At 57.8% G+C, this 24,085-nt stretch carries 19 protein-coding genes and 7 pseudogenes; 11 read left to right on the forward strand and 15 right to left on the reverse strand.

Translation table 11 applies throughout. The features are described 5' to 3' along the window. Positions 1 to 128 precede the first annotated feature (128 nt). A pseudogene (locus ACWNRM_RS14170) lies at positions 129 to 692 on the reverse strand (IS6 family transposase); the annotation flags it as partial. Between the two features lie 171 nt (positions 693 to 863). On the opposite strand from ACWNRM_RS14170, the gene ACWNRM_RS14175 reads away from it, so the two are divergent. Further along, positions 864 to 1,382, forward strand: coding sequence for a GNAT family N-acetyltransferase (locus tag ACWNRM_RS14175; protein ID WP_485171377.1), 519 nt, complete (start codon positions 864 to 866; stop codon positions 1,380 to 1,382). A 109-nt stretch (positions 1,383 to 1,491) separates the two neighbouring features. Continuing rightward, positions 1,492 to 2,243: pseudogene (locus tag ACWNRM_RS14180) on the forward strand (IS5 family transposase); the annotation flags it as partial. 457 nt (positions 2,244 to 2,700) lie between these two features. Here the strand turns inward: ACWNRM_RS14180 and ACWNRM_RS14185 are convergent. The 6 genes and pseudogenes from ACWNRM_RS14185 to ACWNRM_RS14210 form a co-directional block, all read right to left on the reverse strand. Next, positions 2,701 to 3,279, reverse strand: a complete 579-nt coding sequence (locus tag ACWNRM_RS14185; RefSeq protein WP_485171376.1) for a tyrosine-type recombinase/integrase — start codon at positions 3,277 to 3,279, stop codon at positions 2,701 to 2,703. 95 nt (positions 3,280 to 3,374) lie between these two features. After that, the gene (locus tag ACWNRM_RS14190; protein ID WP_485171375.1) at positions 3,375 to 3,674 is read right to left on the reverse strand and encodes a WGR domain-containing protein; all 300 of its coding nucleotides are present in this window, start codon (positions 3,672 to 3,674) and stop codon (positions 3,375 to 3,377) included. A gap of 243 nt (positions 3,675 to 3,917) precedes the next feature. Next, positions 3,918 to 4,585, reverse strand: a pseudogene (locus tag ACWNRM_RS14195) (IS6 family transposase); the annotation flags it as partial. Positions 4,586 to 4,653: 68 nt separating this feature from the next. Beyond that, positions 4,654 to 5,304, reverse strand: coding sequence for a hypothetical protein (locus tag ACWNRM_RS14200; protein WP_485172242.1), 651 nt, complete (start codon positions 5,302 to 5,304; stop codon positions 4,654 to 4,656). 223 nt (positions 5,305 to 5,527) lie between these two features. After that, a pseudogene (locus tag ACWNRM_RS14205) lies at positions 5,528 to 5,821 on the reverse strand (IS3 family transposase); the annotation flags it as partial. A 160-nt stretch (positions 5,822 to 5,981) separates the two neighbouring features. Next, complete coding sequence (locus tag ACWNRM_RS14210) at positions 5,982 to 7,484, reverse strand: FAD-dependent oxidoreductase (protein ID WP_485171373.1); 1,503 nt, start codon at positions 7,482 to 7,484, stop codon at positions 5,982 to 5,984. Between the two features lie 41 nt (positions 7,485 to 7,525). Between ACWNRM_RS14210 and ACWNRM_RS14215 the strand changes: the two genes are divergently transcribed. Continuing rightward, positions 7,526 to 8,017: a MarR family winged helix-turn-helix transcriptional regulator gene (locus tag ACWNRM_RS14215; protein WP_485171372.1), complete on the forward strand. Its 492-nt coding sequence runs from the start codon at positions 7,526 to 7,528 to the stop codon at positions 8,015 to 8,017. A gap of 93 nt (positions 8,018 to 8,110) precedes the next feature. On the opposite strand, the gene ACWNRM_RS14220 is transcribed toward ACWNRM_RS14215, so the two are convergent. The 4 genes from ACWNRM_RS14220 to ACWNRM_RS14235 all read right to left on the reverse strand — a co-directional run bounded on the left by ACWNRM_RS14220 (position 8,111) and on the right by ACWNRM_RS14235 (position 11,923). Beyond that, positions 8,111 to 9,297, reverse strand: a protein-coding gene (locus ACWNRM_RS14220) for an IS3 family transposase (RefSeq protein WP_485171371.1) whose coding sequence is annotated in 2 segments (ribosomal slippage) — positions 8,111 to 9,039 and positions 9,039 to 9,297 — 1,188 coding nt in all. Because the reading frame shifts where the segments join, the coding sequence is not laid out codon by codon here. Between the two features lie 14 nt (positions 9,298 to 9,311). Then, positions 9,312 to 10,073, reverse strand: a complete 762-nt coding sequence (locus ACWNRM_RS14225) for a hypothetical protein (RefSeq protein WP_485171370.1) — start codon at positions 10,071 to 10,073, stop codon at positions 9,312 to 9,314. A 370-nt stretch (positions 10,074 to 10,443) separates the two neighbouring features. Continuing rightward, complete coding sequence (locus tag ACWNRM_RS14230; protein WP_485171369.1) at positions 10,444 to 10,764, reverse strand: ATP-binding protein; 321 nt, start codon at positions 10,762 to 10,764, stop codon at positions 10,444 to 10,446. Then, positions 10,703 to 11,923 carry an MFS transporter gene (locus tag ACWNRM_RS14235; RefSeq protein ID WP_485171368.1) on the reverse strand — a complete coding sequence of 407 codons (1,221 nt, stop codon included), beginning with the start codon at positions 11,921 to 11,923 and terminating at the stop codon, positions 10,703 to 10,705. The genes ACWNRM_RS14230 and ACWNRM_RS14235 overlap by 62 nt, the downstream gene beginning before the upstream one ends. A gap of 110 nt (positions 11,924 to 12,033) precedes the next feature. On the opposite strand from ACWNRM_RS14235, the gene ACWNRM_RS14240 reads away from it, so the two are divergent. Then, the gene (locus tag ACWNRM_RS14240; RefSeq protein WP_485171367.1) at positions 12,034 to 12,618 is read left to right on the forward strand and encodes a TetR family transcriptional regulator; all 585 of its coding nucleotides are present in this window, start codon (positions 12,034 to 12,036) and stop codon (positions 12,616 to 12,618) included. A gap of 266 nt (positions 12,619 to 12,884) precedes the next feature. Here the strand turns inward: ACWNRM_RS14240 and ACWNRM_RS14245 are convergent, their stop codons facing one another. Continuing rightward, entirely contained in the window at positions 12,885 to 13,574 is a 690-nt protein-coding gene (locus ACWNRM_RS14245) for a TetR/AcrR family transcriptional regulator (RefSeq protein ID WP_485171366.1), read from the reverse strand. Between the two features lie 79 nt (positions 13,575 to 13,653). Between ACWNRM_RS14245 and ACWNRM_RS14250 the strand changes: the two genes are divergently transcribed. Next, a complete protein-coding gene (locus ACWNRM_RS14250; protein ID WP_485171365.1) occupies positions 13,654 to 14,787 on the forward strand; it encodes an FAD-dependent oxidoreductase in 1,134 nt (377 codons plus the stop codon). A 257-nt stretch (positions 14,788 to 15,044) separates the two neighbouring features. On the opposite strand, the pseudogene ACWNRM_RS14255 reads toward ACWNRM_RS14250, so the two are convergent. Then, a pseudogene (locus ACWNRM_RS14255) lies at positions 15,045 to 15,431 on the reverse strand (DDE-type integrase/transposase/recombinase); the annotation flags it as partial. On the opposite strand from ACWNRM_RS14255, the pseudogene ACWNRM_RS14260 reads away from it, so the two are divergent. Together ACWNRM_RS14260 and ACWNRM_RS14265 are read left to right on the forward strand one after the other, a co-directional pair. Continuing rightward, positions 15,391 to 16,541, forward strand: a pseudogene (locus ACWNRM_RS14260) (IS3 family transposase). The pseudogenes ACWNRM_RS14255 and ACWNRM_RS14260 sit on opposite strands and share 41 nt — an antisense overlap. Before the next feature lie 31 nt (positions 16,542 to 16,572). Further along, positions 16,573 to 16,995, forward strand: a pseudogene (locus tag ACWNRM_RS14265) (transposase); the annotation flags it as partial. Positions 16,996 to 17,177: 182 nt separating this feature from the next. Here the strand turns inward: ACWNRM_RS14265 and ACWNRM_RS14270 are convergent. Both ACWNRM_RS14270 and ACWNRM_RS14275 read right to left on the reverse strand, forming a co-directional pair. Further along, positions 17,178 to 18,284 carry a hypothetical protein gene (locus ACWNRM_RS14270; RefSeq protein WP_485172243.1) on the reverse strand — a complete coding sequence of 369 codons (1,107 nt, stop codon included), beginning with the start codon at positions 18,282 to 18,284 and terminating at the stop codon, positions 17,178 to 17,180. 284 nt (positions 18,285 to 18,568) lie between these two features. Further along, a complete protein-coding gene (locus ACWNRM_RS14275) occupies positions 18,569 to 18,811 on the reverse strand; it encodes a type II toxin-antitoxin system RelB/DinJ family antitoxin (protein ID WP_485171363.1) in 243 nt (80 codons plus the stop codon). Positions 18,812 to 19,307: 496 nt separating this feature from the next. On the opposite strand from ACWNRM_RS14275, the gene ACWNRM_RS14280 reads away from it, so the two are divergent. From ACWNRM_RS14280 to ACWNRM_RS14295, 4 genes are all read left to right on the forward strand, one after another. Beyond that, positions 19,308 to 19,652 (forward strand): DUF2946 family protein, encoded by a 345-nt coding sequence (locus ACWNRM_RS14280; RefSeq protein WP_485171362.1) that lies wholly within the window; start codon positions 19,308 to 19,310, stop codon positions 19,650 to 19,652. A gap of 95 nt (positions 19,653 to 19,747) precedes the next feature. Further along, positions 19,748 to 21,940 carry a TonB-dependent siderophore receptor gene (locus ACWNRM_RS14285; RefSeq protein ID WP_023978888.1) on the forward strand — a complete coding sequence of 731 codons (2,193 nt, stop codon included), beginning with the start codon at positions 19,748 to 19,750 and terminating at the stop codon, positions 21,938 to 21,940. Then, positions 21,940 to 22,851: an alpha/beta hydrolase gene (locus ACWNRM_RS14290; RefSeq protein ID WP_485171361.1), complete on the forward strand. Its 912-nt coding sequence runs from the start codon at positions 21,940 to 21,942 to the stop codon at positions 22,849 to 22,851. The genes ACWNRM_RS14285 and ACWNRM_RS14290 overlap by 1 nt, the downstream gene beginning before the upstream one ends. A gap of 353 nt (positions 22,852 to 23,204) precedes the next feature. Beyond that, complete coding sequence (locus tag ACWNRM_RS14295) at positions 23,205 to 24,053, forward strand: tyrosine-type recombinase/integrase (protein ID WP_485172244.1); 849 nt, start codon at positions 23,205 to 23,207, stop codon at positions 24,051 to 24,053. Positions 24,054 to 24,085 lie beyond the last annotated feature (32 nt).

A 24,085-nucleotide genomic window follows, 5' to 3' on the forward strand; every position in this document is an offset into this window, starting at 1 on the left:
TCGCCCTTTCTCGTCACATCCACCGTCTCAGGGCTCTCGCCCAATGGAGCAGCGCGACCGCTCTCAGCGCCTGAATACTCATTCCCCGGGCGTCGCCTACCTCACATCAGTTAACGTGACAGCACCGGTGAACGGAAGTGTTGCATGATGCGCTCGCGTTTTCGCAACGGCAGATGACTGTTCTCCGCCCTGTTATTCAGACCCTTATGGGCGAGATGCCGGATCGAGAGACGCATTTCGCGTCTCGCTGCGTCATAGGATTTGAGCTTGTCAGAGATCATACGACGGGGCCGCAAACCCTGCCGTTTCAAAAGCCGGGTCAACAGACGCCTTGCTGTTTGGGTGTTTCGACGGGTCTGCAGGATCTCGTCGAGAACAGAGCCGTCCGGATCGACTGCCCGCCAAAGCCCGTTAGGCGTGCCACGGATCACGATCCGCACTTCGTCCAGATGCCAGAGATCACCAGGCCGAGCCTTCTTGCGTCGCAGGGAGCGGGCATAGGCCGCACCGAATATCAGGCTCCATCGGCGGATCGTCTCATACGAGACGACAATGCCCCGCTCGAGCAGCATCTCTTCCACAAGGCGAAAGTTCATAGGGAAGCGGAAATACAGCCAAACCGCATGAGCGATCAGCTCGCGAGGAAAACGGTGCCGTTTGTAGCTCACAGATGACGCCCTCATCGGTCGCATCTACCATGCCGCAGTTAATGTGACATCACCCCTGATCGGCGCAGAACACGAGGTTGCCTACCTTTACCGCCGGAAGGTAACGTGCTCGCTCGACAACAGCTTACCTTAATAGGAAAACTATGTTGGCTCGATTGAGCATACGTCTCTTGCATACACTCAAGGAAAAGCGGCTTGGAACAAATTTTGATAGAGACTGACCGACTGTTGCTGCGGCCGCACGTAGCCGATGACGCCGAGGCAGTTTACACTCTAGCGAAAGACGAAGCGGTGCTCCAGTTCATTCGAGGTCTACCAGACACGCGCGAGGACGCTTGGCATCGCCTACTCCGCTACGCCGGTCATTGGAGTCTTTTTGGTTTCGGCATGTTCGCCGTCTTAGAACGGGAAACCGGCTGCTTTATCGGAGAAGTCGGCCTCGCGGATTTCCGGCGTGGGCTCGGGTCCGATTTCGATAGTGCACCGGAGGCAGCATGGCTGTTTAAGGGTGCTGTCCATGGCAAAGGTTTTGCGGGAGAAGCGATGCAGGCGATGTTTGACTGGTTCGATCGTGAACACCGCCATACCCGCTGTGTCTGTATTATCGATCCAGGCAACCTTTCTTCTGTAAAGCTGGCGACGAAGTTGGGTTTTGCTCAATATGGAAACGGCCGGTATCGTGACGCAACTGTAGAAAAGTATGAACGTGTCTAGGTTACGTTGACAAAAGGCCTATCGGTTTGGGGCAAGACCTGTTTCAATTCCTGCCTGTGGGTTACGAGCAGCAGGAACAGGGATGGCACGAGGCGATTTGACGGATCATGAATGGTCGTTGATTGGTCCGCTTCTGCCACCTGAGCGCGGACGTTGGGCCCGTCCAGCTGGAGACAACCGCCTGTTTCTCAACGGTATGCTGTATGTTCTGCGCACAGGCTGTCCTTGGCGCGACATGCATGAGCGCTACGGCAAATGGAACTCGGTTTATGTCCGGTTTCGGCGTTGGGCTGAACAGGGTGTCTGGGATGCCCTGCTGCAAACCCTGGTAGATCTGGGGCTGACCAATAACTGGCAGCATATGCTCGATAGCACTGTGGTGCGTGCCTATTCACAAGCTACAGGCGGAAAAGGGGGGCTCATTCGGAGGGTTTTGGTCGATCACGCGGCGGCTTTACGTGCAAAATCCACGCCCGATGCGACAATCAGGGACGTCCTCTTGGCTTTGTCCTGACGGGAGGCCAGGTCTCAGATTACAAAGCCACAGACTCCCTACTGATGTTGCCTGTTCCAAACCCGAGGGCGATGCTGGCTGATCGAGGCTATGACAGCGACTGTTGCCGTCAGGCGCTTCTGATTCACGGGATCCTGCTGGTTATTCCATCACGCAAAGGCCGTAAGGCTCCTCAGCAAATAGACTGGCAACGCTATCGGGACCGAAACCGTATCGAGCGGATGTTCAACAGGCTCAAGCAGATGCGACGTATCGCAACCGGCTACGATAAGACCGCCATGTCTTTCATGAGTTTCCTCAACCTCGCCGCCGCAAGACACTGGATCAGATCTTCTGTCAACGCGACCTAGGCCGTAGTTGACATGACATCACCAACAGACCGCGTTGGCTTCAGATATTCCGCGCTCATGGCGTGATCCCTGTAAACGGATCACGGTCTTTCTCATGCTGAGATCTGTCCTCAGTGCCTAGGAAATCGTTGGGCACGCCACCATCCTTAATGGCCGCGAATAAGCCGACCCAACTCTCCGGTCGTCTGGAGAGGCTCACATCACCGGTTACTTCGTCTCTGTAGATAAAGATCTCGGTACCCTCAAATCGGAAAGATGCCGGGAGACGCACGGTTTGACTGCGCCCATTCATAAAGATTCTAGCAGTCTGCGGCATGATACCCCCGACATCCATCATGGTATATTCCCAAGCTGATCTATACTGAGACAGACATCAAGAGATGCGCGCGCTGTGCAGGCATCATCCAAGCGATGAGAGTGGTCAACGTCGTTCAACATGCCAGCGCCAATTCACCTATCCCCACATTCTTCGAGCGATATCCTGCTCTTCTGCGCCAGAAGCATTGGCGTAGATGGCGGTGGTGGAGAGCTGGGCGTGACCGAGCCATTTCTGGACGAGATTGAGGGGAATGGCATTGGAGACAGCTGCCACCCCGAAAGCATGCCGCAGCCCCTTGGGCGACGCGGCCACGCCGGATAGCCCGGCTTCCTCCATCACGGCATGCACGGCCCGCCAGCCGGTCATGCGCGACCATGGCCAGAGCCGCGCCTCCTGATGACGTGCGCCCTTGCGCTGAAGCGCGCGTAGACCATGGACCAGATCGAGGGCATCGAGCAGGGCAGGGGGGACGGGCACGGCGCGATAGATCCCTGCCTGGCGTTTTTTCAGGGTCTCGAACACTAGGACGCCAGAAGCGAGATCGACGCGATCGGCCGTCAGCGCCAGAGCCTCGGACAACCGACACCCCGACCAGGCGAGGGTCATGCACAAGGTCCGCGCCTCACGCGGCGCCAGCTCGGCCGCTTTCAGGAAATTGTTGCGCTCGGCGATCGTCAGATATTTGCGCGCACCCTTGGGATCAAAGAGCTGCATCCCCCCAGCTGACACAGCCTTAACAATCCGAGGTGCAGGAGGCCGAGCCTCCTGCCGGGAGCACGAGGGCAGAGCCCTCGTCTTGACTGAAGACATCACACTCCCTCCTTACGGGACCGATAGCCTCGCTTCATTTTCTGCCCGAGCAGATCGTTGAGCGCACCCTGAGCCGCTCCCCGATCGCGATAGAGCGCGACACGCATTTGGCCGCCTGTGCCGATCCGTCCCCAGTGGCGGATGAGGGCGGTGCCGCCGAAGAGATCTTCCTGCAAGGAGAGGCGGTAAAAGCGCCAGCAATTGGCAGCGGCATCGATGCGCGCGAGATCGGCCTCTTCGGGGAAGAGACAGAGCTGGGTGAGGGGGCGTGACAGGGCCTTTTGGGGCGCTTTGGGCATTTATCCGCGAGAACTGTATCACAAGCGCATGGTGGGAAACAGCGAGATCGACCGGGAGATCAGCGTTTTCAGGGAATGGTTAGAGCGGGCATGCCTCCCTGCGGAAGGCTTCGGTACCGCACATTCAGATAATGTAACAAGACACCTGACCTGACAGGGCTGATCTCCGCCAACCTCGGAGCAGGTCAAACGGTGATGTCAGGTTAACTGAAGTGAGTTAGGCGAAGCCCGCGAAAGGGACATTCAGACACTGGGAACGGTCGCGCTCTTCCAATGAGCGAGAGCCTGGACACGATGGATGTGCCGGGAAAAGCTGAATTGATGGAGGCGGGTGGAACGAAGAGATTACGAATGGCCGACAAGACAGAGACGAAGCGCTGACACCAGCCTAGTAAGCGAAATTTCTGTATGATTCGTTCACGTTTTCGCAGGGGCTGATGACTGTTCTCTGCCCTGTTGCTCAGTCCCTTGTGCGAAAGATGGCGTGTCGAGATACGCATTTTACATCTGGTAGCCTCGTAGGATTTCAGCTTGTCGGTAATTATACGACTGGGGCGCAAACCCTGCCATTTGAGAAGCCGGGTCAACAAACGCCTGGCGAATTTGGTGTTCCGACGGGTCTGCAGGATCTCATCGAGAACATAGCCGTCCTGATCGACGGCCCACCGCAGCTCGTGAGGCTAACCGCGGATCACGATCCACGCTTCGTCCAGATGCCAGAAATCACCAAGCCGAGCCTTCTTGCTTCGCAGGGATCGGGCGTGGGCCGCACCGAACTTCAGGCCCCATCGACGGATTGTCTTTTACGAGACGATAATGCCCCGCTCGAAAATCATCTTTTCCACGAAACGAAAGATCCAGGGGAAGCGGAAATATAGCCAGACTGCATGGGCTATCAGTACACAAGGAAATCGATGCCGTTTGTTACTTAGCTCATCGTTCGCCTTTATCATGCCAAGCTTAACGTGAAATTACCCTGTTACCGGATAATCTTGATCCAACCACGACCGTTGGCAAGGTCCAATGTGACCTGCCAGTGACGCAAAACATCGCGGCCGAGATTTCCGTCGAGGATCAGGTCTTTGACGACGACGGGGCCTGAGAAATTTAGCTTGGGTCCTAGCGCTACCTTCCATTGCTGAATCCCGATATAGGAAGGTTTGAGTCCGAACAGATTGGCGATTGATTGATCGATCATAGACGGGCCATAGTTGCCAGTATCCAGTTCCATCCACGCCATGCCTGATGATGTTGGCACGCCTATGTTAACGGTTAGCGCGGCGCCTTCCGCTGCGCGAACGAGCCGTATTGGTACCTCAATCGCTATCTTCCTGATCGCTGCCGCACTAGTTGCGTCCTCAATGATAAGCTGATGGTTTGCCACGTCTAGGGTCACCGTGCGGCCTACGAAGACATCCAAACCGATCGCACCAGCAAGCCCGGTTGATGCAGTGCCCATGAAGTGCCCTAGGTCGAAGACCGACAACTGTGGCAACATTCTTGTGAAAGCGCCGATCTTGACCGAGCTGCTGTTGCAACGCGGCAGGTCGAGACGTTCGCCAGTAGCGCGAAAGCCAGTTATCTTGCTCCATGGTTTGCAACCGATCGCAGCAGCTACGGCGGGTATCACCCCAGATGTCCCTATTCCACTGTCGAAAAGGTACGTCCCTTCCTCTCCGCCAACCGTAGCTTTGATAGTCTCAATGCCCGTAGCCCTAACGGAAAGCGGGAAAACATCTTGGGCCATCCCTGCCGATGGAGTTACGAACGCTGCCATACTGAGGACAAGTAATCGGCTTCGCAATAATTTCATTACAGACCTGCCTTGATGTGGTTGAAACACATTATGAATGATAGATCGTATGCAGCCCCATCGTCGCGATGAGCCGACGGAAACGCTTGCGCCCGACATCATGGCCAAGTCGCCTAAGATGCTGAGTCATCTGCTGCGACCCATAATAAACTGACTCCGGAAACTACACATCAATCGAGAACATCAGCGCGAGGTACGCGTCGCTCTCCGACACGGGCCGATAATAGACGCCCGACCGAGCAGAGGCATCCCGCAAAAAATCCTGTCCCACCATCAATGGGCCAATCTTCGCGCGAAGCTTCTCCACATCAACCGGACTGGCCGTCGCCTCCAGTGCGACCCACGACTTGAACTCGCCCGAATACCTCTTCCGCGTAACCTTCCATAAACCCGTCCTCTCTCAGGCCGGCCTATAGCTTAAGCCCCCGTCTGAAAAACCGGGGTCGCCTCTCATTTCTCGTAGGTGGGATAGCCAAAGTGCAACAGCGAGGGGCTCAGGCACCGACTTCCCCGGGCACACCCACCTGTTTGAGGTAGGAGTCCAATACTGCATCCTCGTCAGCGGAGACGATTGCCCCGACATAGCCGTCCGGTCGCACCAGCACCCGATCGCCGGCTTTGACGCCATAGGCAGCCCGGAACTGTCCGGCATCGTCCGCAAGGTCGCCGCGCTGGCCGATGGTATGGACGTGCAGCCCCGGACGCGTTGCCATGAAAGCACCGGCATAGATCAGTAGCGTCCAGTGGGAACCTTTGAACAGGTCGAATAACCGCTGCGGCTGCCCGGCCGCACCCCGGACGCGTGCATCGGGCGCGCGGTCGCCGGCGAGCAGGACGCCATTCCGCTCAGGCGCTTCCACAGCCAGGGAGGATTCGGGATAGCCGATATCGAGCTGATGTACGTCGCGCCCGCGCCGCATCTGGCCGCGCTTCATGGCTTCGAGCAGGCTGGTCGCGAGGCCAAGCATGGCCTGGGCGACGGGGCGGCGTTCAGCCTCGTAAGTGTCGAGCAGCCCATCGGGAGCGCCGTGCAGAACCGCGTCGAGCTTCCATCCTAGATTGTAAGCATCCTGCACACTGGTGTTCAGACCCTGCCCGCCGGTCGGGGGGTGGGTATGTACGGCATCGCCGATGAGAAAGACACGGCCGACCCGGTAGCGATCGGCAAGGCGCGCGTTCATGTGGAAGGCGGACGCCCAGGATACCAAATTGACGAGGAGATCGTCCCGCCCGGTTCGCTCGCGCAGCAGCGCAGTGAGCCCAGTGGCTGAAAGGTCGATGTCGCCTTCCAGCGGGATCGGTCCTTGAACTTGGAAGAGGTCTGTGCCAGCAAGCGGGCAGGCGGAAATCTGGCGCTGCATGTCGCCTTCGCCGAAGCGGTGCCACACGTCGCGTGACAGGCCGGAGAGCACCACATCAGCGACGACGGCGCGTACGCCCAGCGTCTTGCCCGGAAAGCCGATGTTTAAAGCGTGGCGAACGCAAGAGCGTCCGCCGTCCGCACCGACCAGGTAACGAACGCGGACCGTCTCCTCTCCGGCCTTGGTCGCGATCCGCGCGGTCACCGCGTTGTCATCTTGCGTGAAGCTGAGCAGTTCGCAGCCAAACTCGGGGCCGCGTCCCAATTCCGTCAGCCGCTCCCGCATCACGCGTTCGGTGAGAAACTGGGGCACCATCAGCGGCAGGTGATAGGGCTCCGCTGACGTTGCGGGCTTCGCCTCTACCACATTGGCATCGGTAAAGCTGCCGTCGTCCGCGTATTCGCGTTGCTTGGGATAGAAGCCCCCTGCCGCCACGATACGGTCGAGAATGCCAAGGTCCTCGAATACCTCCTGCGTGCGGGGCTGAATACCCTTGCCGCGCGAACCGCGGAAGGGATCGTCCAGTTTCTCGATCAGTCGGAACGAAACACCGCGCCGAGCGAGGTCGATCGCTAGTGTCAGGCCAGCCGCTCCTGCGCCGCAGATGAGCACATCCGCTGCAAAACTGTTTACCATACCATGCTCCATATGTGTAATACGCACATACATTAACAAGCATGCTGGAGTCAACAAACAAAGTGCATAATACACATAAATCGCGGCTGCTTCGCGACTTGCATGGCGCACTGATCGACATTGTCAGCGTGATGAACCGACCGCAGCGCGACGCGGCGATGGTTCGCGAGGCGGGGATCGCACTCGATCGTGCGCTGTTTCCCCTGCTGGTGATGGTGGAACGACTTGGGCCGATCGGCATCGTCGACCTCGCCGATCGGGTAGGACGGGACTACACGACGGTAAGCCGTCAGGTGACCAAGCTGGAAGACCTCGGCTTCGTGGAACGCCGACCGACCGCGACAGACGGGCGTGTGCGCGAAGCGGTCATCACCACCAGCGGCAAGGCCCTGACCGACAAAATAGATGTGGCACGCGAGGCAATGGCGCGCGCGATCTTCGTTGATTGGGAGGAGCAAGATATGGCCGATCTTGCCCGGCTGATGCGCCGTTTCGCTGATGCGGTTCAAAACAACTCTGCGGAACAGGGCTAACGCTTCTTCCCGTTTCGCTATGCCTCACGAAGCAGAGGTGGCCCCCTCCCTTCGGACAGTTTTTTGGGCCTGACAAGCTACAGCCAGTTGTTGTCATGCCGCCATTTTGACGGCGTTGCTGTTGGCCATTAGGTCCGGGGTTAACCCCGGACCTAATGGCGTCGGCGTGTCATGATATGCCTCGTCGGGCGTTCGTCCAGCCAGCGCCGAATGCGGCCGCTTCCCGTTGTAATGGCCGATCCATGCCGCAAGGCCTGTCCGCAGTTCCGATCCGGTCTCAAACGCATGCAGGTAAACGCATTCGTATTGGAGCGACCGCCAAAGGCGCTCGATAAAGACGTTGTCGAGCCACCGGCCGCGTCCGTCCATGCTAATGCTGATCTGGCGTTTCTCAAGCGCTTCCGTGAACCGGGGCGTCGTGAATTGCGAGCCCTGATCCGTGTTGAAGATCTCCGGTGCGCCATAACGGATCAGGGCCTCCTGCAGCGCCTCGACGCAGAACCCGGCGTCCATCGTGTTCGACGGCCGCCAGGACAGCACCTTGCGCGTCGCCCAGTCCATGATCGCCACGAGGTAGAGAAAGCTCTTCCGCATCGAGATGTAGGTGATGTCCGAGCACCAGACCTGATTGGGGCGGTCGACCACCAGATCCCGCAGCAGATAGGGATATTTCCGATGCGCCGAATGCGGCACGGTCGTGCGTGGTTTCTGGTAGATCACTCGGAGCCCCATCGTCGCCATGAGCCGGCGGGCACGCTTGCGCCCGACATCATGACCGAGCCTGCGAAGGTGCCGGGTCATCTGCCGCGACCCGTAATACGGCGTCTCCAGAAACTGCGCGTCGATTAGCCGCATCAGTTTCAGATTCGCCTCGCTCTCTGGCGCAGGCCGATAGTAGACGCCAGACCGGTTCAGCTGCAGCAGCGTGCACTGCCGCACCACGGAAAGCCGAGGCCGCTTCAAATCAATCATTTGTCGCCTCTGAGCACGCCCAACCGCACAGAGGCATCCCGTAAAAAATCCCGTTCCACCAGAAGCTGCCCGATCTTGGCGTGAAGCTTCTCCACATCGGGAGGACTGGCTGCCGTCTCCGGTATCGCCTTGCCAGAGAAAATCCCCGCCATGCCCTCAACTGCCTGGCGCTTCCACTGGGCAATTATTGTCTGATGCACACCGTGTTTCGATGCCAGTTCCGCCAGTGTCTGCTCGCCCCGGATCGCCTCCAGTGCAACCCGTGACTTGAACTCGCCCGAATACCTCTTCCGTGCAACCTTACCCATAAACCCGTCCTCTCTCAGACAAGTCTATAGCTTGACCCCCTGTCCGAAAAGCCGGGGCCACCTCTGTCAAGCAGGACCCAGACTGCGAAACCGACAACCCCGATCAAGCCCGTCTTCCATTGCGGATCTGGATAAAGCCATATCATCCGTAGCCCGCTACTCCATAAGAACATGACAAACCCTGCAGACCAAGTGATTGCCTTGTGCTCAAGTAGGCTGCCGTCCGTCTTCAAATCGATTTGTGGAGCAATGCGACGCGCCAGTATCCACATGGACGCAAAAATAAACGCTGACCCTACAAAGAAGAGCGGCCATGGTGAAATATCGAACCCCTCGTTGAACCGCCCTGTATCTCCGTTCGGGATGAACGGTCGCATGAATATATAGGCTACCAGCTCTGCAAGGTTCATGACAGCCACAAGATACCATGTAAAAAACACGCTTGCCTGCATGCGTGCGGCTCGTTTCCACAGATAAAGCAGGCTTACAGCGACCAACATCACGTGCATCAATAGTGGCACGCCGCCGATAATGGCTTCTGCTGTACAACCACGAGAATGAAACAGATCGTCATAGGGAACGCCTTCATCCCAGCCCATGATTGTGATCGGGTTACCCCATACGACGGTAAATGGGGTCGATGTGTAGCCGAGAAGCCATGCGGCACCGCTGTGGGCATGCTCGTGAGCCACCACGATGATCGATTGGATAACAAAGTAGGTCACGATCAGGAGGGCTGCACCCTTTATACGGTGCCGGACAGAAGAATAGGGCATATAGCCTTACAAAGTATGAGGAAATCTTAAGACAAGGGCACGATGCCTAAACATGGCGCTGGACGCAAACATTTCCACTTATGACTGCTGACCAGCTCGTTCCAATGCGTCGTAACGGCCCTTACTATGTTGTCTCCGTCGTTGCCTGTTACGGGTGGCGCTCTGAACCGCCCCGGGATTGGCGGAGACCGGATGGAGAAATATTTCTAGGGTGCGACCGTCGGTGTCGACCAGAGCATGACGCTCGCGGCCCATGTCGTCTCATTGTTTTGTCCCGTCCTCGCCGCGCGGGGCCGCAAGCCGGGCCTGCGACAGGAAAAACGCGCCAGTCCGACCCACACCCAGGACATAGAAAGTATCCTAACCGTTTTTACAGTCGGAAGCATAACCCTGTCGTCCATGGTCCGAGCGCCGTTTCTTCTTCGAGAGTGAGCGTCCCCCCTAGGCCGCGCACGATTTGCCGTGCGAGGCCTAGGCCGATCCCGTTTCCGCTTGCCTTAAAAGAAACGAAAGGCTCGAAAATACGCTCGTGTTGGGCTGCGTCGATGCCACTGCCATTATCGCGCACCGTGATTCGAATGGCACCGTCAATCCATGCCGCAGTTGACGTGACATCACCAATTCTGGGCCTATTGACCTGAAGGAGGGCGGCGACTGGGTGGGAAGGCGAAACGTCGAGCGACCAGTGCAATCAGAAAGGCAAGCCCCGCGAGCGCAGCGACAGCAGGCGGAAGCAGATTTGTTCCTTCGGTCATGAGGAGAGTCCCGCCAATTACTCCTCCGGTAGCGATCGCCAGGTTCCACACCGTGGTCACCATGGCCTGTGCCAGATCCACACCATCGCCCGCGGCGTCTGCTGATGCAGTCTGCATCAAAGCTCCGGCACCACCGAACCCGAGACCCCAGAAGCTGGCCGCTAAACAGACGATAAACCCCTGTTCGCCAACAATTGTCATGAGGATCGTGACGACCGCGAACGAGCCAATCGCACAAAGCGTGAGCCTGCGCAGCATGCGATCCACCAAGCGGCCGACGATCCAGATCCCGGCAAGAGAACTGACGCCAAATATCAGCAGAACAAGATCCACCTGAACGGCCGCAGCTGACGCAATCGGCGCAATGTATGTGTAAAGGATGTTGTGAGCTGTCATCCAAGTTAGGACGACGAACAGGATCGGCGCAACACCCGGTGTAGTAATGACATGCCGTAGCGAGGGACGTTCATCCCCCGAGCGACCAGAAGCATCGGGCACTTTTATGATGATCCAACCGATCAACAGGACACTGAGAGCGGAAAGAGTTACGAACGATCCTCGCCACCCCACTAATCCGCCAAGGAGGGTGCCAAGAGGAACGCCCAGTGAAAGCGCAAGTGGCACTCCGACCATAGCGAGTGCCATGGCTGGCCCGGTCTGATCTGGACGAACAATGCTGCGAGTGTAGCCCGCAAGAATTCCCCACGTAAGCCCCGCAGCGCATCCGGCCACGAAGCGCGCAACTAATACCACCGCCAACGATCCTGCCCACGCCGTCAGTAGGTTACCTATGACAAGGCAGGCGATCGTCGCCAGAAGTACAGGACGTCTGCGAAGACCTTGAGACAAGCTAGTAAGCGGGATCGCCGCCAACAGAGAACCCAGCGCATAGACGGCGACGAGCTGTCCGGCGATTGCCTCGGAAATCCGCAGGCCGCTCGCGATTTGCGGTAATAAGCCAGCAGGAAGCGTCTCCGTCACGATACATAGAAAGCCGCAGACAGCAAGCCCAGAAAGCGCCGCAGTCGGCAGACCGAGGCTTGTTGCAGACCGAGTTTGAAGATCGGTTTGCGTCGAGTGAGGCGGCATGAGCATCCATAATTTCGGTTTGCTGCCCACCTTTGGGCAAGGAGATTTTGAGGTATGGCTATTTCTATGAATGTGCACTACAGAAATAGGGTCGCAAAAGGCAACAAGATTTTGTAATGGTTACTAAAGAAAATAAACGGTCGCGTGGCCGCCCTCGAGAGTTCGCGCTTGAGGCGGCGATCGCGACTGGACAGAATGTGTTCCACGAGCATGGCTATGAAAATGTAAGCGTGGCTGCGCTGACCGAGGCGATCGGAATCACGCCGCCGAGCTTCTACGCCGCATTCGCCAGTAAAGCTGCGTTCTTCAAGGAGACGCTACGACTCTACTCAGCCACCGTGGTGCCGTTAGATAAATACCTGATCGCGGGAGCATCGCCTCCGCGTGCGCTTGATGACTTGCTACGGGCTGCAGCCCGCGCTTATGCCGCTCATCCGCAGCGTCGCGGTTGTCTGATACTGGAGCACGCAAAATCCGGAAACTCGGACTGGAGTATGGCAGCCGCTAGGGTCGCAGCAGAGAACCGTGAGAAGGTACGGGCATTTCTCGTACAGGCCGATAGCGACGCACCTGACCGCATCGCGGACTATATTGCCGCATCCCTGCTTGGCCTGTCGGCCGCTGCGCGTGAAGGATGGGGCGAAACGAGGCTTCTTGCTGTGGTAGAAACAGCGTCTAGGGCGCTATCATGTAGAATGTAAAATTTAGCATAATATAAAGAAACGGAAGTAGGTCGGCGCATAGGTAGCCACACCGGAAATCCTTATCCGGAATGGGGGGGGGAGCGGTCAGCCTGCCTCAAGGGTCAAACAATTACAACCGGATGTCTCCACCAATCCCTGCGCGAGGCAAAACCCTCATAAACCACTTTTAAACTTTTCCCATTTAGCTGGATCGAGAACGTGCAAGATTATGCGTGTTTGGCTCGCTTACTGGTAATTCCACCATCCAGTCGGCTTCTCGCCCTTCATGGCCCTTGTTCTTTCAATCGCGTCTGCTCAAGCCCCGTAAGGATCAGATTTATACCCGCCAGGAACTGAGCGCGATCATCATGCTCAGGGAAACGTACCGCCGCTTCATTCAGAAACGGATGGGTCGTCGGATCGAGCTGTTTCCAGCATTCTGCGACTGTCCGCAAAGTGGCGTCGCGATCTGCCTCTGGGGGTTGACCGCGGGCATGGACGGCATTCTGCCCCGCCACGCCGAGAATATAGTTCACGCATGCCGACCATGCGTCGAAACGTGCGGCCACCGGCACGCCGAGTGCCATCAGACACCCCCCGATCCGCTCGAGGAATTGTATCATCGCGGCCTGTTGCGGGTCGAGTGACAGGGACGTGCCGACCCAAGGATGGGCCTCCAACGCGTCGAATAAGGCTAGGGCATGGGCGCGAATGGCGTCACAGGGATCCGGCCTCTCGCGGACCGTCGCAAGCGCCAGACCCACGATACGATCCGATGCCGCGGCCAAGAGCGCGTCCTTGTCGGCAATGTGCCAGTAGATCGCGCCGGCTCCGGTCGAGAGGCGGGCGGCCAGAGCGCGGAAGGTCAGAGCACGCTCGCCCTGTGCATCGAGGATTTTGATGGCTGCATGGATAATGCGGTCGCGGCTAAGGGCATCGCTGCGTCGATCGGTGGATGGGGCGGTTCGGATCATGATGTTATCTTGACAGAAATAGAACGATGTTCCAAGAACCAAAAATGGAACGCCGTTCTAATGCAACTAGGAGAGCGATATGACGCCTTCAATCTCGATTATCGGTGCGGGTTTGGGCGGCCTCGTTCTCGCCCGTATCCTGCATCTGCACGGCCTTGAGTGCGTCGTGTATGAGGCCGATCAATCCCCGACCGCCCGGGCGCAGGGAGGGATGCTCGATATCCATGCGCAGGATGGTCAAGTCGCCCTGCGCGCAGCGGGACTGACCGAAGCGTTTCAGGCGCTGATCCTCGAGGGACGTCAGGCGCATCGGATCCTATCGCCGGACGGGCGCGTCTTGCTCGACCTGCCCGATGACGGCACCGGCGATCGACCCGAGGTTCAACGCGGTGAGTTGCGACAGATGCTGCTCGACGCGCTTCCGCCCGGAATAGTCCGCTGGGGGCACAAATTACGGGACGTCCGCTCGTCAGGCCCAGGTCAGCATGAGATGATATTCACCAACGGCGCGAGCGCGACCACAAGCCTGCTGGTTGGTGCAGACGGCGCATGGTCGCGAGTGCGCCCGCTCCTGTCTGACGCCTTACCCGTCTATACAGGCACGGCCTGCGTCGAGACCTGGCTGTTCGAGGCCGACACGCGCCATCAAGCGACAGCAACAGCTGTCGGCGGGGGTGCCATGAGCGCGCCCGTGACTGGCCGCGCGATTATGGCGCATCGCGAACGTGGCGACACGCTGCATGCCTATATCCTGCTTAACAAGCCGTTGGACTGGTTCGACACGGTCGATTTTGGCAATCCGGCTGCATCAGCGGCACGGATCGCGCTGGAGTTCGACGGATGGGCGCCGGCGCTGCGAGCCCTGGTCGTCGACAGTGATCTCCCGCCGGTCTTACGTCTGTTCTATACACTGCCGACCAGGCATCGCTGGGCGCGCGTACCTGGTGTGACGTTGCTGGGAGATGCGGCACACGTCACGGTCCCAAACGGGGACGGCGCTAATTTGGCGATGCTGGACGGTGCCGAGCTTGGGCTGGCACTGGCGGCCCAAAAGGACAACGTGGAGGCGGCCCTCGCGGTGTATGAGGCTGCGATGTTTGCGCGCGGCAGTGCCACGGCAGCAGTGGGTGGGGGGTTTTACAAGACGCTCGCGGGCGAGGATCCGGCTGGTCACATGGTGGCTCTGTTCCGGAAGATGCGTGCGATGAACTAAGTGCGCCGGGCCTTACGGAAAATTTCGAAGTGCGGCTCCGCAGGCTAGATCAGTGGTTGATCTCTGGTTTCAGGAGCGTCGGTAAGTTACGGCCACCTCGGAAAATCTGCTAAAGCTGAAATATGGCCCCAACCGCGGCCGTATAGGCAGGGAGATGATCCGCGCCGCATCAAAGCCGCGCCTCTGAGGGGTACTGTCACGTTAACTTTGAGCGTTTGCACAATGTGCTGTTCTGGCGGTTTCAGGCGCCCCGGGGCGGTGACGTGTTTCCACTGAGCGAGAGCGCGGACACGGTGGATGTGCCGGGCGAGTGCATTGTCGCTGGAAGCGGGAGGGACGAAGAGATTTCGGATGGCTGAGAAGGCGGACACGAAGCGCTGACATCCGCCCGGTGAATGGAACTTCTGCATGATGCGTTCGCGTTTTCGCAAGGAAAGATGACTGTTCTCCGCCCGGTTGTCCAGACCCTTATGCGAGAGATGCCGGATTGAGAGACGAAGTCTGCGTCTCGCAACTCCATAGGATTTGTGCTTGTCAGTGTGACGTGCTTCCGGGGAATGTGACCGTTTTGAAGTAGAGTCCGATCGAGAAGGATACGGACGAATGAAGCGCAGTCGATTTTCGGAAGAGCAGATCATAGGCATCCTGAAGGAGCAAGAAGCAGGCCTGAAGGTTGCGGATCTGTGCCGCAAGCATGGGATCAGCGATGCGACGTTTTACAAATGGAAGACCCGTTACGGCGGGCTTGAGGTTTCTGAGGCGAAACGGCTCAGGACGCTGGAGGATGAGAACGGTCGCCTCAAACGATTTCTGGCGGATGCCATGCTGGACAACGCGGCGCTGAAGGAAATCGTAGGAAAAAAGTGGTGACGCCTGCCGACAAACGGCAAGCGGTCCGACACATCCGGGAAATTTTCGCCCTGAGCGAGCGACGTGCGTGCGGACTGGTGGGCGTGGCTCGCCGCGTTTTTCGCTATGCCTCGAAGCGGCCTGACGATGCGGCCCTGCGCCGACGTCTGCGCGAACTGGCGGCCGAGCGTCGCCGGTTTGGCTATCGCCGACTGGGTTGTCTTCTGGCGCGGGATGGCCTTGCTCCCAACCACAAGAAACTGTTGCGGATCTATCGGGAAGAAGGCCTGAAAGTCTGTGCAAGAGGCGGTCGGAAACGGGCACAGGGGACACGGGCGCCGATGACGCTTCCACAGGCCACCGGTTAGCGCTGGAGCCTGGATTTTGTTTCAGATGCTCCGATCTGCGGTCGTCGGTTCCGCATTCTGGCTGTCATCGACGATTTCAGCCGGGAATGCCTTTGTCTGGTGGCCGATACGTCCTTGTCCGGCGGACGGGTCGCGCGGGAATTGACTGTGCTGATCAAGCGTCATGGCAAACCCCTCATGATTGTCAGCGACAACGGGACGGAGTTCACGTCACACGCCATTCTGAAGTGGACCGATACGACAGCGCTCGAGTGGCACTATATCGCCCCCGGAAAGCCGCAGCAGAACGGCTTCGTCGAGAGCTTCAACGGCAGGTTACGGGACGAATGCCTCAACGAGACCTTGTTCACGTCGCTGGCACACGCCCGGGATGTTCTTGCCGCCTGGCAGCACGACTACAACACCGTGCGCCCACACTCGCAGCTCTGTGGCAAGACACCCGATCAGATCGCCAGGCAACGCTCCTGGGGGCATGCCCCCAGGAGCGTTGCCATCACATCACCATCAGCCCATAAAAGCAGGGAACTCTCCTTTTGAGCGGATACAAAAAAGGGAGCACGTCAAGTGATCATACGACTGGAAATTTCGGCTGAGCCGAAAATGGAAGACGACGGATGCCGCCGCCAGTGATGGTGCCAGATTGCGCGAAGGCCTGCTGAATAAAACCACTACGGCCTCAGCGGTCTGGGCCGGCACAGCCTATCGCTCAAAGGCCAATGGAGACTTCATGGAGAGGTAGGGCTTTGTCTCGAAGGTTCACAGGAAAAAACCGCACCTCAAGCCTATGCCACGACATATTCGGAGATCCAACGCAGGAAAGTGCGTTATCCGCTCGTGTGTCGAGCATGTCTTTGCCGATCAGAAATCACAGACGGGATTGTTCATCCAGACAGTCGGCATCGTTCGAGCCACCATGAGGATCGGGCTGGCCGATATCGTCTATAATATGCGCCGCTTTCTCCTCTTGGAGCGTGTTAATGCCGACGTATAGTAATCCAGAGTATGCAACCCTCTCTCTGCTTAAAATGCAGGGCAGAAATCAGGATCGGGAACCAGCAATCAACACGCCAGAAACCTGAAATCAGGCGCAAGGAGAATCAATCAATGGTTCTTCGAGCCCTCCATCTGGATCGCACGTCGCGAATCGACGGGCGCTGCGTCCAAGAAATCTGATTATGGCCTCTTTAACAAAAAACAATGTATCCGCGCGATCGCGGCATCTGTCAGGGTGATTGCCTCCTCAAGGGCTGTGTAGTCGATCGTCAGCTGCCCGAGGGGCGCGGATATTGGTTGTGCGTCTTTTCTTTCCTCTGCGAGGTCCGTTGACACCCTCCCCTCATTGCGACGTGGCCGCCCTCGTTTGCGTCCAGCTACGGCACATTTTGGAGGGCGAACCACTTCACGTAAGGGTTCAAACCCCTTGAGGGCGAAAAGCCGCCGCGCCGCGCGGTGAGTGACTTCGACAACGAGACCTTCTGCAAGGAAGCGTTCAAGCAGGAGACAGGCGGATTTCACGGAAACACCGAGCAGGCGGGCGAGCCGTGTGGCGGATAGCAAGGGAAAGGCTGCAATCAGATCGATTGCAGTTCCCGCTCGGGAATTGCACCGGCGAGCTCCGCTATGGGCTTTTGCATGATGCCACTGACGCTCGATCCCGGTGATACGCGCATGGATACCTTCTGCCTCGTCGGCCAGAGCGTTCAGAAAACTGGGGATCCACACCGAGCGCTCCCAGCATGTGCCGGATGCGAAGGCTCGTGCCCCTGTAAGGGGAAGGCTAACGTGCAAAAGCTGTGTTTCCTGCCAGAAAGAGACAAGAGCGCCGCGCATGGGCGAGCGGCCGTTTCCGTCATCGATCCAGCGATGAAAAGCCCGGGCGGCTCCAAGAAGCGGCCCTACGGTTGCAGCCTCGGACTGTAGAAGCTCAGCGGCCTTTTGGACATGTAATTTCTGAGTTGGTGTCGGTCGTGCGAGCCACTGATACTGCTCGAAGGCGATTTTCGCATTATCTACGAACGCCCCACGATCGGTAACATCCCTGCCTGCCAGCGTCGGGCGCAAGCCCTCCAGTTCGGCGGCGAGATGCCATGGATTGATGACATAACCGTCCACTCCCGCACAGATTCGTGCCGCCTCGAGCCGCTCACGAAACAGGATGGCTGGGAGCAAAGGGTGGTTATGGAGACGCTGGTCTATTCGCCCCAAGGAGACAGCGACCCGGGTAAGCGCGGTGTAGAGCCTGTCGCCAGGAGAGTGGGGTGGGTTCTGCCGACTGCTCAAGAGCGCCTCGCAGCGTTCCGATATATCGCCTCCACGTCGCGTCGACTTATAGCGATGATAAGGATCAGGATCTTGCCGTCATCGACCCTGCAGACGAGTCGATATCCGGCATCGCGCAGCTTGATTTTGTTAGCAGTCTCGAAGGTCAGCTGTGAGACGGGCTGAGAGGATGAGTGGATCTTCAAGGCGTCGTGCCAGGACCTTCTTGAACTGCGCTTTGATGCTTCCGTCCAGAGCGTCCCATTCGCGCTTAGCGCGTGGATCGAAATGGAGTGCATAGCGCGTCACAGGTCATCCAGACTGACAGCAATCAACCCCTGGGGCGAGGTAAGGCGCTCACGCACGAGAGCCAGGAGATCGCGATCATCATTCGACAGGATGACGCGCTGGACCGGTAGTTTTCCGGTCTCGACGACGTATTCAAAGGTCTGGCGGATCAGATCCGAGGGTGTGATCCCCAGATCTGAGAGGCGCTGGTAAGCAGCATTTTTCAAAGCCTCGTCAATGCGCAGATTGATGAACGCCATGGCCTTTTATCCCCTCGAATCCAGGAGGATTATACGTCTTTACATTCGCAAAGGTAAGAGATTCGATTTACGCTAAAAAGACCTTAAGTTCAGACAGCACCTTTTCTTGTTTTCAGCCCCCTCCCCCACCCCCTACTTCCGATAAATTATATTATCGGAAGTAGGGTGGATGCGCCGAAAACGGCACTGAATGAGATCGAAAGAACCCTTTTCAAAGGACTGCCGCAATGTGAACTGCTTTTGTCCGCTGACGCACGCAGCAGACACTAGCAACGCTCGAATGCAAGCGGAGCAATCCTTTTCTTTACAAGATGCCCAGAGCGGTGTTTTTTTGGCGTCTCAAACCTCAGCCCGACGAAGCAGGCATTTGGCATATCGCAGTACCCACCGGACTGACAGGTCGCCGAGTATATGGCTGAGAGGATTCCTTGTCCTGCTCATACTTGTCGGTTTGCTTGGGCAACTGACGATACAGAGCCAGGCTCGGCAGGGCGAGATGCCCCGTCAAACCCTTGAGCGTCTGACCGGTCTCGACATTGGCTTCCATCCGGACGACGGGCAAGCCATGTCAGCCTGTGACGATATGCCGGGCATGGACATGTTGGGCATGACCGACGCGCCATCAGGATCCCCCGACCGTCATCATCACCATGACGGGGGCTATTGTGCATTATGCCCCCTGCTTCATCTGGCAAGCGTTATCCTTGGCCCGGTTATCATTGTTCTGCTGATTGTCGCGCTGATCTATCAGGCGGCTTATGTTCTGCCTCCGTCGCGTGCACCGCCCGTCCTGCGCCTTGCCGGATTACCGCCGCCTACCGGCCCGCCCCTGGGCTTCTGATCCTGCCTTCAGCTACGACACTTTGAATTCAGTGCCTCCGATGCGCTAAGTCACCGTGTTGTCGTGCCCAGTATCCTGGATCCGGAATTCCCCCCGTGGACATATCATCTATCCGTGCAGCCAATGCATGGAAGCTTGCTTGCGGCTGCGCATTTGCCGCTCTTACATGTTACCCATCCGCCTTCGCATCCGATCAGGCCATAAATCAGCCGGCCAAAACTGTTCTCCGCAAGAAACAGGATAACACGGCCGAACAAACGCCGACCTCGAACTGGTCTGGCGAAACAATAACTGTGACCGGACAGCGTCAAACCTATGCCGCGCCGATATCATCAGCGGCGACGCGTACCAATACGCCGCTCATACAGGTGCCTCAGTCCGTTCAGGTCATTACGCGTACGCTGATACAGGAGCAGGACAGTCACTCCCTGAGCGCGGCACTCGTGAATGTCTCTGGCATAACCCCCACACGGACAGATGGCATTCTGTTCATCCCGCCGATCATTCGCGGCTTCCCCGCGGAGGTCTATCTCGACGGGCTGCCCCTGTTTGCAGGCAATCAGCAGGCTTTCGCCCCAACGGCGCTGGTCGGCGTCGACCGTATCGATGTCCTGAAAGGGCCCAATGCCACGTTGTATGGTGGTGGCCTGGGGACGCCTCTTGGTGGCGTCATCAACATTGAGTCCGAGCTGCCAAGTGACAAGACTGGCGGATACGTCGCGATGCGCGGGGGAAGCTACACTACACTCAACCCATCTGGAGATATCAATCTCAGGCTTTCTTCCAGAGTGTCGTTTCGTCTCGCGGGCGAGTATCTCAGCGACAAGAGCTATATCGATCGCGTTCATGGCGCGCGTTTTTCATTGCAGCCCAGCCTCCTCTATCGGATCGACTCAAAAACCGACCTGGTGCTGCGCGGTCAGTATAACGACAGACGCAACCTCGAATATTCAGGTCTCCCAGCGGATATGGCCTTGGCCGGCAAGCTGGATCGCTATGCCTTCCCCGGCTCTCCCCTCGGTCAGCCCCTAACCAAGAACATCAATCGTTCTGCTTTCGTGGCGCTGCACCATGCGTTTTCGGACACAGTCAAACTCACAGTCACGGGGCGCTATTACAGCAACACAGTCCATGAATATGGGAGCTTCGTTGATCCGGACATCTTTCCCACAGACCCCTCCGCACCGACCGTATATGACGTCTCCCCTATCCTCATGCATAACCGGGTCAAGGAAGCGACGCTGGATGCCAATCTGTCGGCGAAGCTGCACATGCTGGGTGGGACACATCAGCTTCTCGGCGGCCTTAATTACGATTGGACCAGCTTTTACAGTGCCATGGGATTTGGTGTGAGCGATACTCCATTGGGCACGATTGATCTTGCCCACCCGGTTTATGACCTGCATTACGTGGCGCAGCTACCGGTCAATTCCTATACGGATGATCATTACAAGACCTACGCAGTCTATGTTCAGGACCAGGCGAGCTACGGGCGCCTGCATATCACGGGCGGATTGCGCTTCACGACGCTGAAGTTCCAGGAGGCAACCGACTTTGGTGTCTCAAACAACAAGACTTATTACCATGTTTCGCCCCGCATCGGGGGTACCTTTGACATTGTGCATGGCCTTGCTCTTTATGCCGGCTACTCGACTGCATTTCGCGCAGCGTTCGGTTTTCTTGGATTGCAACCTCCCAAACCGGAAAAATCCCGTAACGTAGAAGCTGGTCTCAAGCTTGCCTTACCCGGCACGGGTCTTTCAGGCACTCTGGCCCTGTTTCATCAGACACATGACAACGTGGCCGTGCCGGACATGACCAATGTCGGCTACTACGTGCAAAGCGGGAGTCAACGCGCGCGTGGTTTCGAGGCCGACCTTATCTGGGAGCCAAGCCCGGCCTTTTCGGTTCTTGCGAACTACGCCTTTACCGATACACGTGACAACGGCGTCTCTCCTGGGGACCGGATTGCCCGCGTTCCCAAGAACAGCGGCCGTGTTGCTGCCCGGTACCGCCTCCTCCACGGATGGGCCAAAGGTCTGTCCTTCGGCGCAGGTATGACGGCCTATACCTCCCGCCAGCTGACACTGCCCAATACGATCGCTGTTCCCGGCTATGCGGTGTTCGATGCGCAAGCAGCCTATTCCTTCGATCGATATACTCTTGGTATCTCGATCGTAAATCTAGGCAATCGCAAAGCGTGGGATCCCTATTCTTACATGGGCAATCCTGTCATCGCCCCGCTCCAGCCGCTATCGGCATATGTTACGCTTAAGGTCCGGCTGTGATGAGGAAGATCCGTTTTCTCGTTTCTGCAGCATTACTCTCAATCTTCTCGCCTTGTGCCCTAGGCGTTGCCCATACGCCCGCAGCCGGGGATCGCCAGGTATATTCTCTCTACAGTAAAGGCGAATTGCCGACGCTTGGCGTGCCGGAAACTGTTGCCCGGGTTGACGGCATGGCAGACTCGATCGTCTTCAACGTCAGTGAGCCCACTCTCGAGCTGTTCAGACCTGACAAAAATCACGCGAACGGAACGGCAGTGATTGTCGCTCCAGGTGGGGGATTTGTCGGGATCGATTACCAGCAGGGAGGCGTCGACATTGCATGTGCCCTGGCCGAACGGGGCTATACCGCACTGGTTCTTAAATATCGCACGATAAGGAGCCCTGATACCGGCATGCACATGCCCGCTACTCATCTGCGGGAGATGCAGGCGATCACGAAGCGCGCCAAGGAGGCTTCGACGGAACCCGTTCCTCCCTTTGCGGGGGAGGCGCACGCTCTGGAGGATGCGCGACGAGCAATATTCCTCGTGAAAGCGCATGCCAGGGACTGGGGGATCGATCCTGTACGGATTGGCTTCCTGGGTTTCTCGACAGGGGCGTTTCTTGCTGTCGATCTGTCGATAGGTGCCAAAGAAACGCGTCCTGCATTCGTTGGCATCCTGTATGGCGGACTTCGTGGACCAATCCCCTCAGACGCCTCCCCGGCTTTCATCGCCGCGGCCAGCGACGACCCACTGCTGCCAATGGACGCCGTGCAGATCTATACGGCGTGGCGTCGGGCCGGGGTCGATGCGGAGCTTCATATCTACGGGCATGGGGGACATGGCTTTAGCCTTGCCCCGCAGGGGACGACAAGCGATTACTGGCTTGATGAATTTATCTGGTGGCTAAAGGCGCGAAAGCTCGAGTGAGCGGTGGCACGCTGCATATGCCTCAAAATGAAGCTGCCAGCAGAGGGCTTGCCGTTCTGTCACTCGCCAGATCGTGACGGTGGAGCCTCACCAGCTTATTACCTCTGTCCTTCAGTGCTCTTCGGGTGGGGTGGAGTGGCGGTGCGGCGTGCTCCGTTTCCAGAGAAAACTGATCATCGAGCGGCACAGTGCCTTACCAGGCTTGCCCGCTACGGTTTTGCGGCCTGCGGCCTTCATGGAAAACTTCTCGAGCCTGATGTTTCGGATCAGGCGATAAGGCATAGCGAGATAAGATTCTAGAACGCCAAAAATTGCCGGTCTTCCGCCACTTTTTCTACTTCCGGTTTTTCTTATTGTCGGAAGTAGGTGTGATGGGCGGAGGACGGGCTGGAAAGCGTGCCTCGGAGGCTCGTCGCTCTTATCCAATGTGCTCCAACCGGCTGGCAGCTTCCGCCTCTTCGCAGACGCAGAAAGCGCTTTCCGTCGTTTCCGAAACCGGATGTAGCCGATCGCTAATCTCGCTTGATCCTGATGCTGCAATCTGCAGCGTCTGGAGATCTGTCAGGCCAAAGCCCACGTCCTTCCCCCATCCTACGCTCCGCGCCGCACTTCCATGGAATGCAGGGCGCTTTGTCGGCGCCAAGCGTCCGCTTAAAGAGAAGCATGTCTGGGCAATCCGCTTTCATCTCGCCCGTGAAGAACGGATCCGTGACCGTGCCCTGTTCGATCTGGCAATAGACAGTAAACTGCGCGACTACGATCTGGTCGCCCTTAAAATCAACGATATCGTCGCCAGCGGTCAGGTTCGTCATCGTGCCTTGAGCGTTCAGAAAAAGACGGGGCGCCCGGTGCAGTTCGAGATCACCCAGACAACCCGAGAAAGCATCAAGATTTCGCTCGACCATCACGGTGGGACGCTGACCGATTTCGTCTTTCCCAGCCGCCTGGGTGCTTCGGCGCATCTCAGCACACGCCAATACGCACGCCTGCTCGACGAATGGGTCACCGCGGTTGGCTTGTCGGCGGGCGAGTATGGCACGCATTCGCTGCGGCGGACCAAGGTGGCGCTGATTTACAAGCGTACCGGGAATATCCGGGCAATCCAGATTTTGCTCTGCCACACCAAACTCGACAGCACGGTACGTTATCTCGGCGTCGACGTGGAGGACGCACTTGCACTTTCCGAGGCGACCGACCTGTAGGGGGATGCCGAGATAATGGATGCGCTCCATTT

This window comes from Asaia sp. A2 (genome assembly GCF_057319415.1).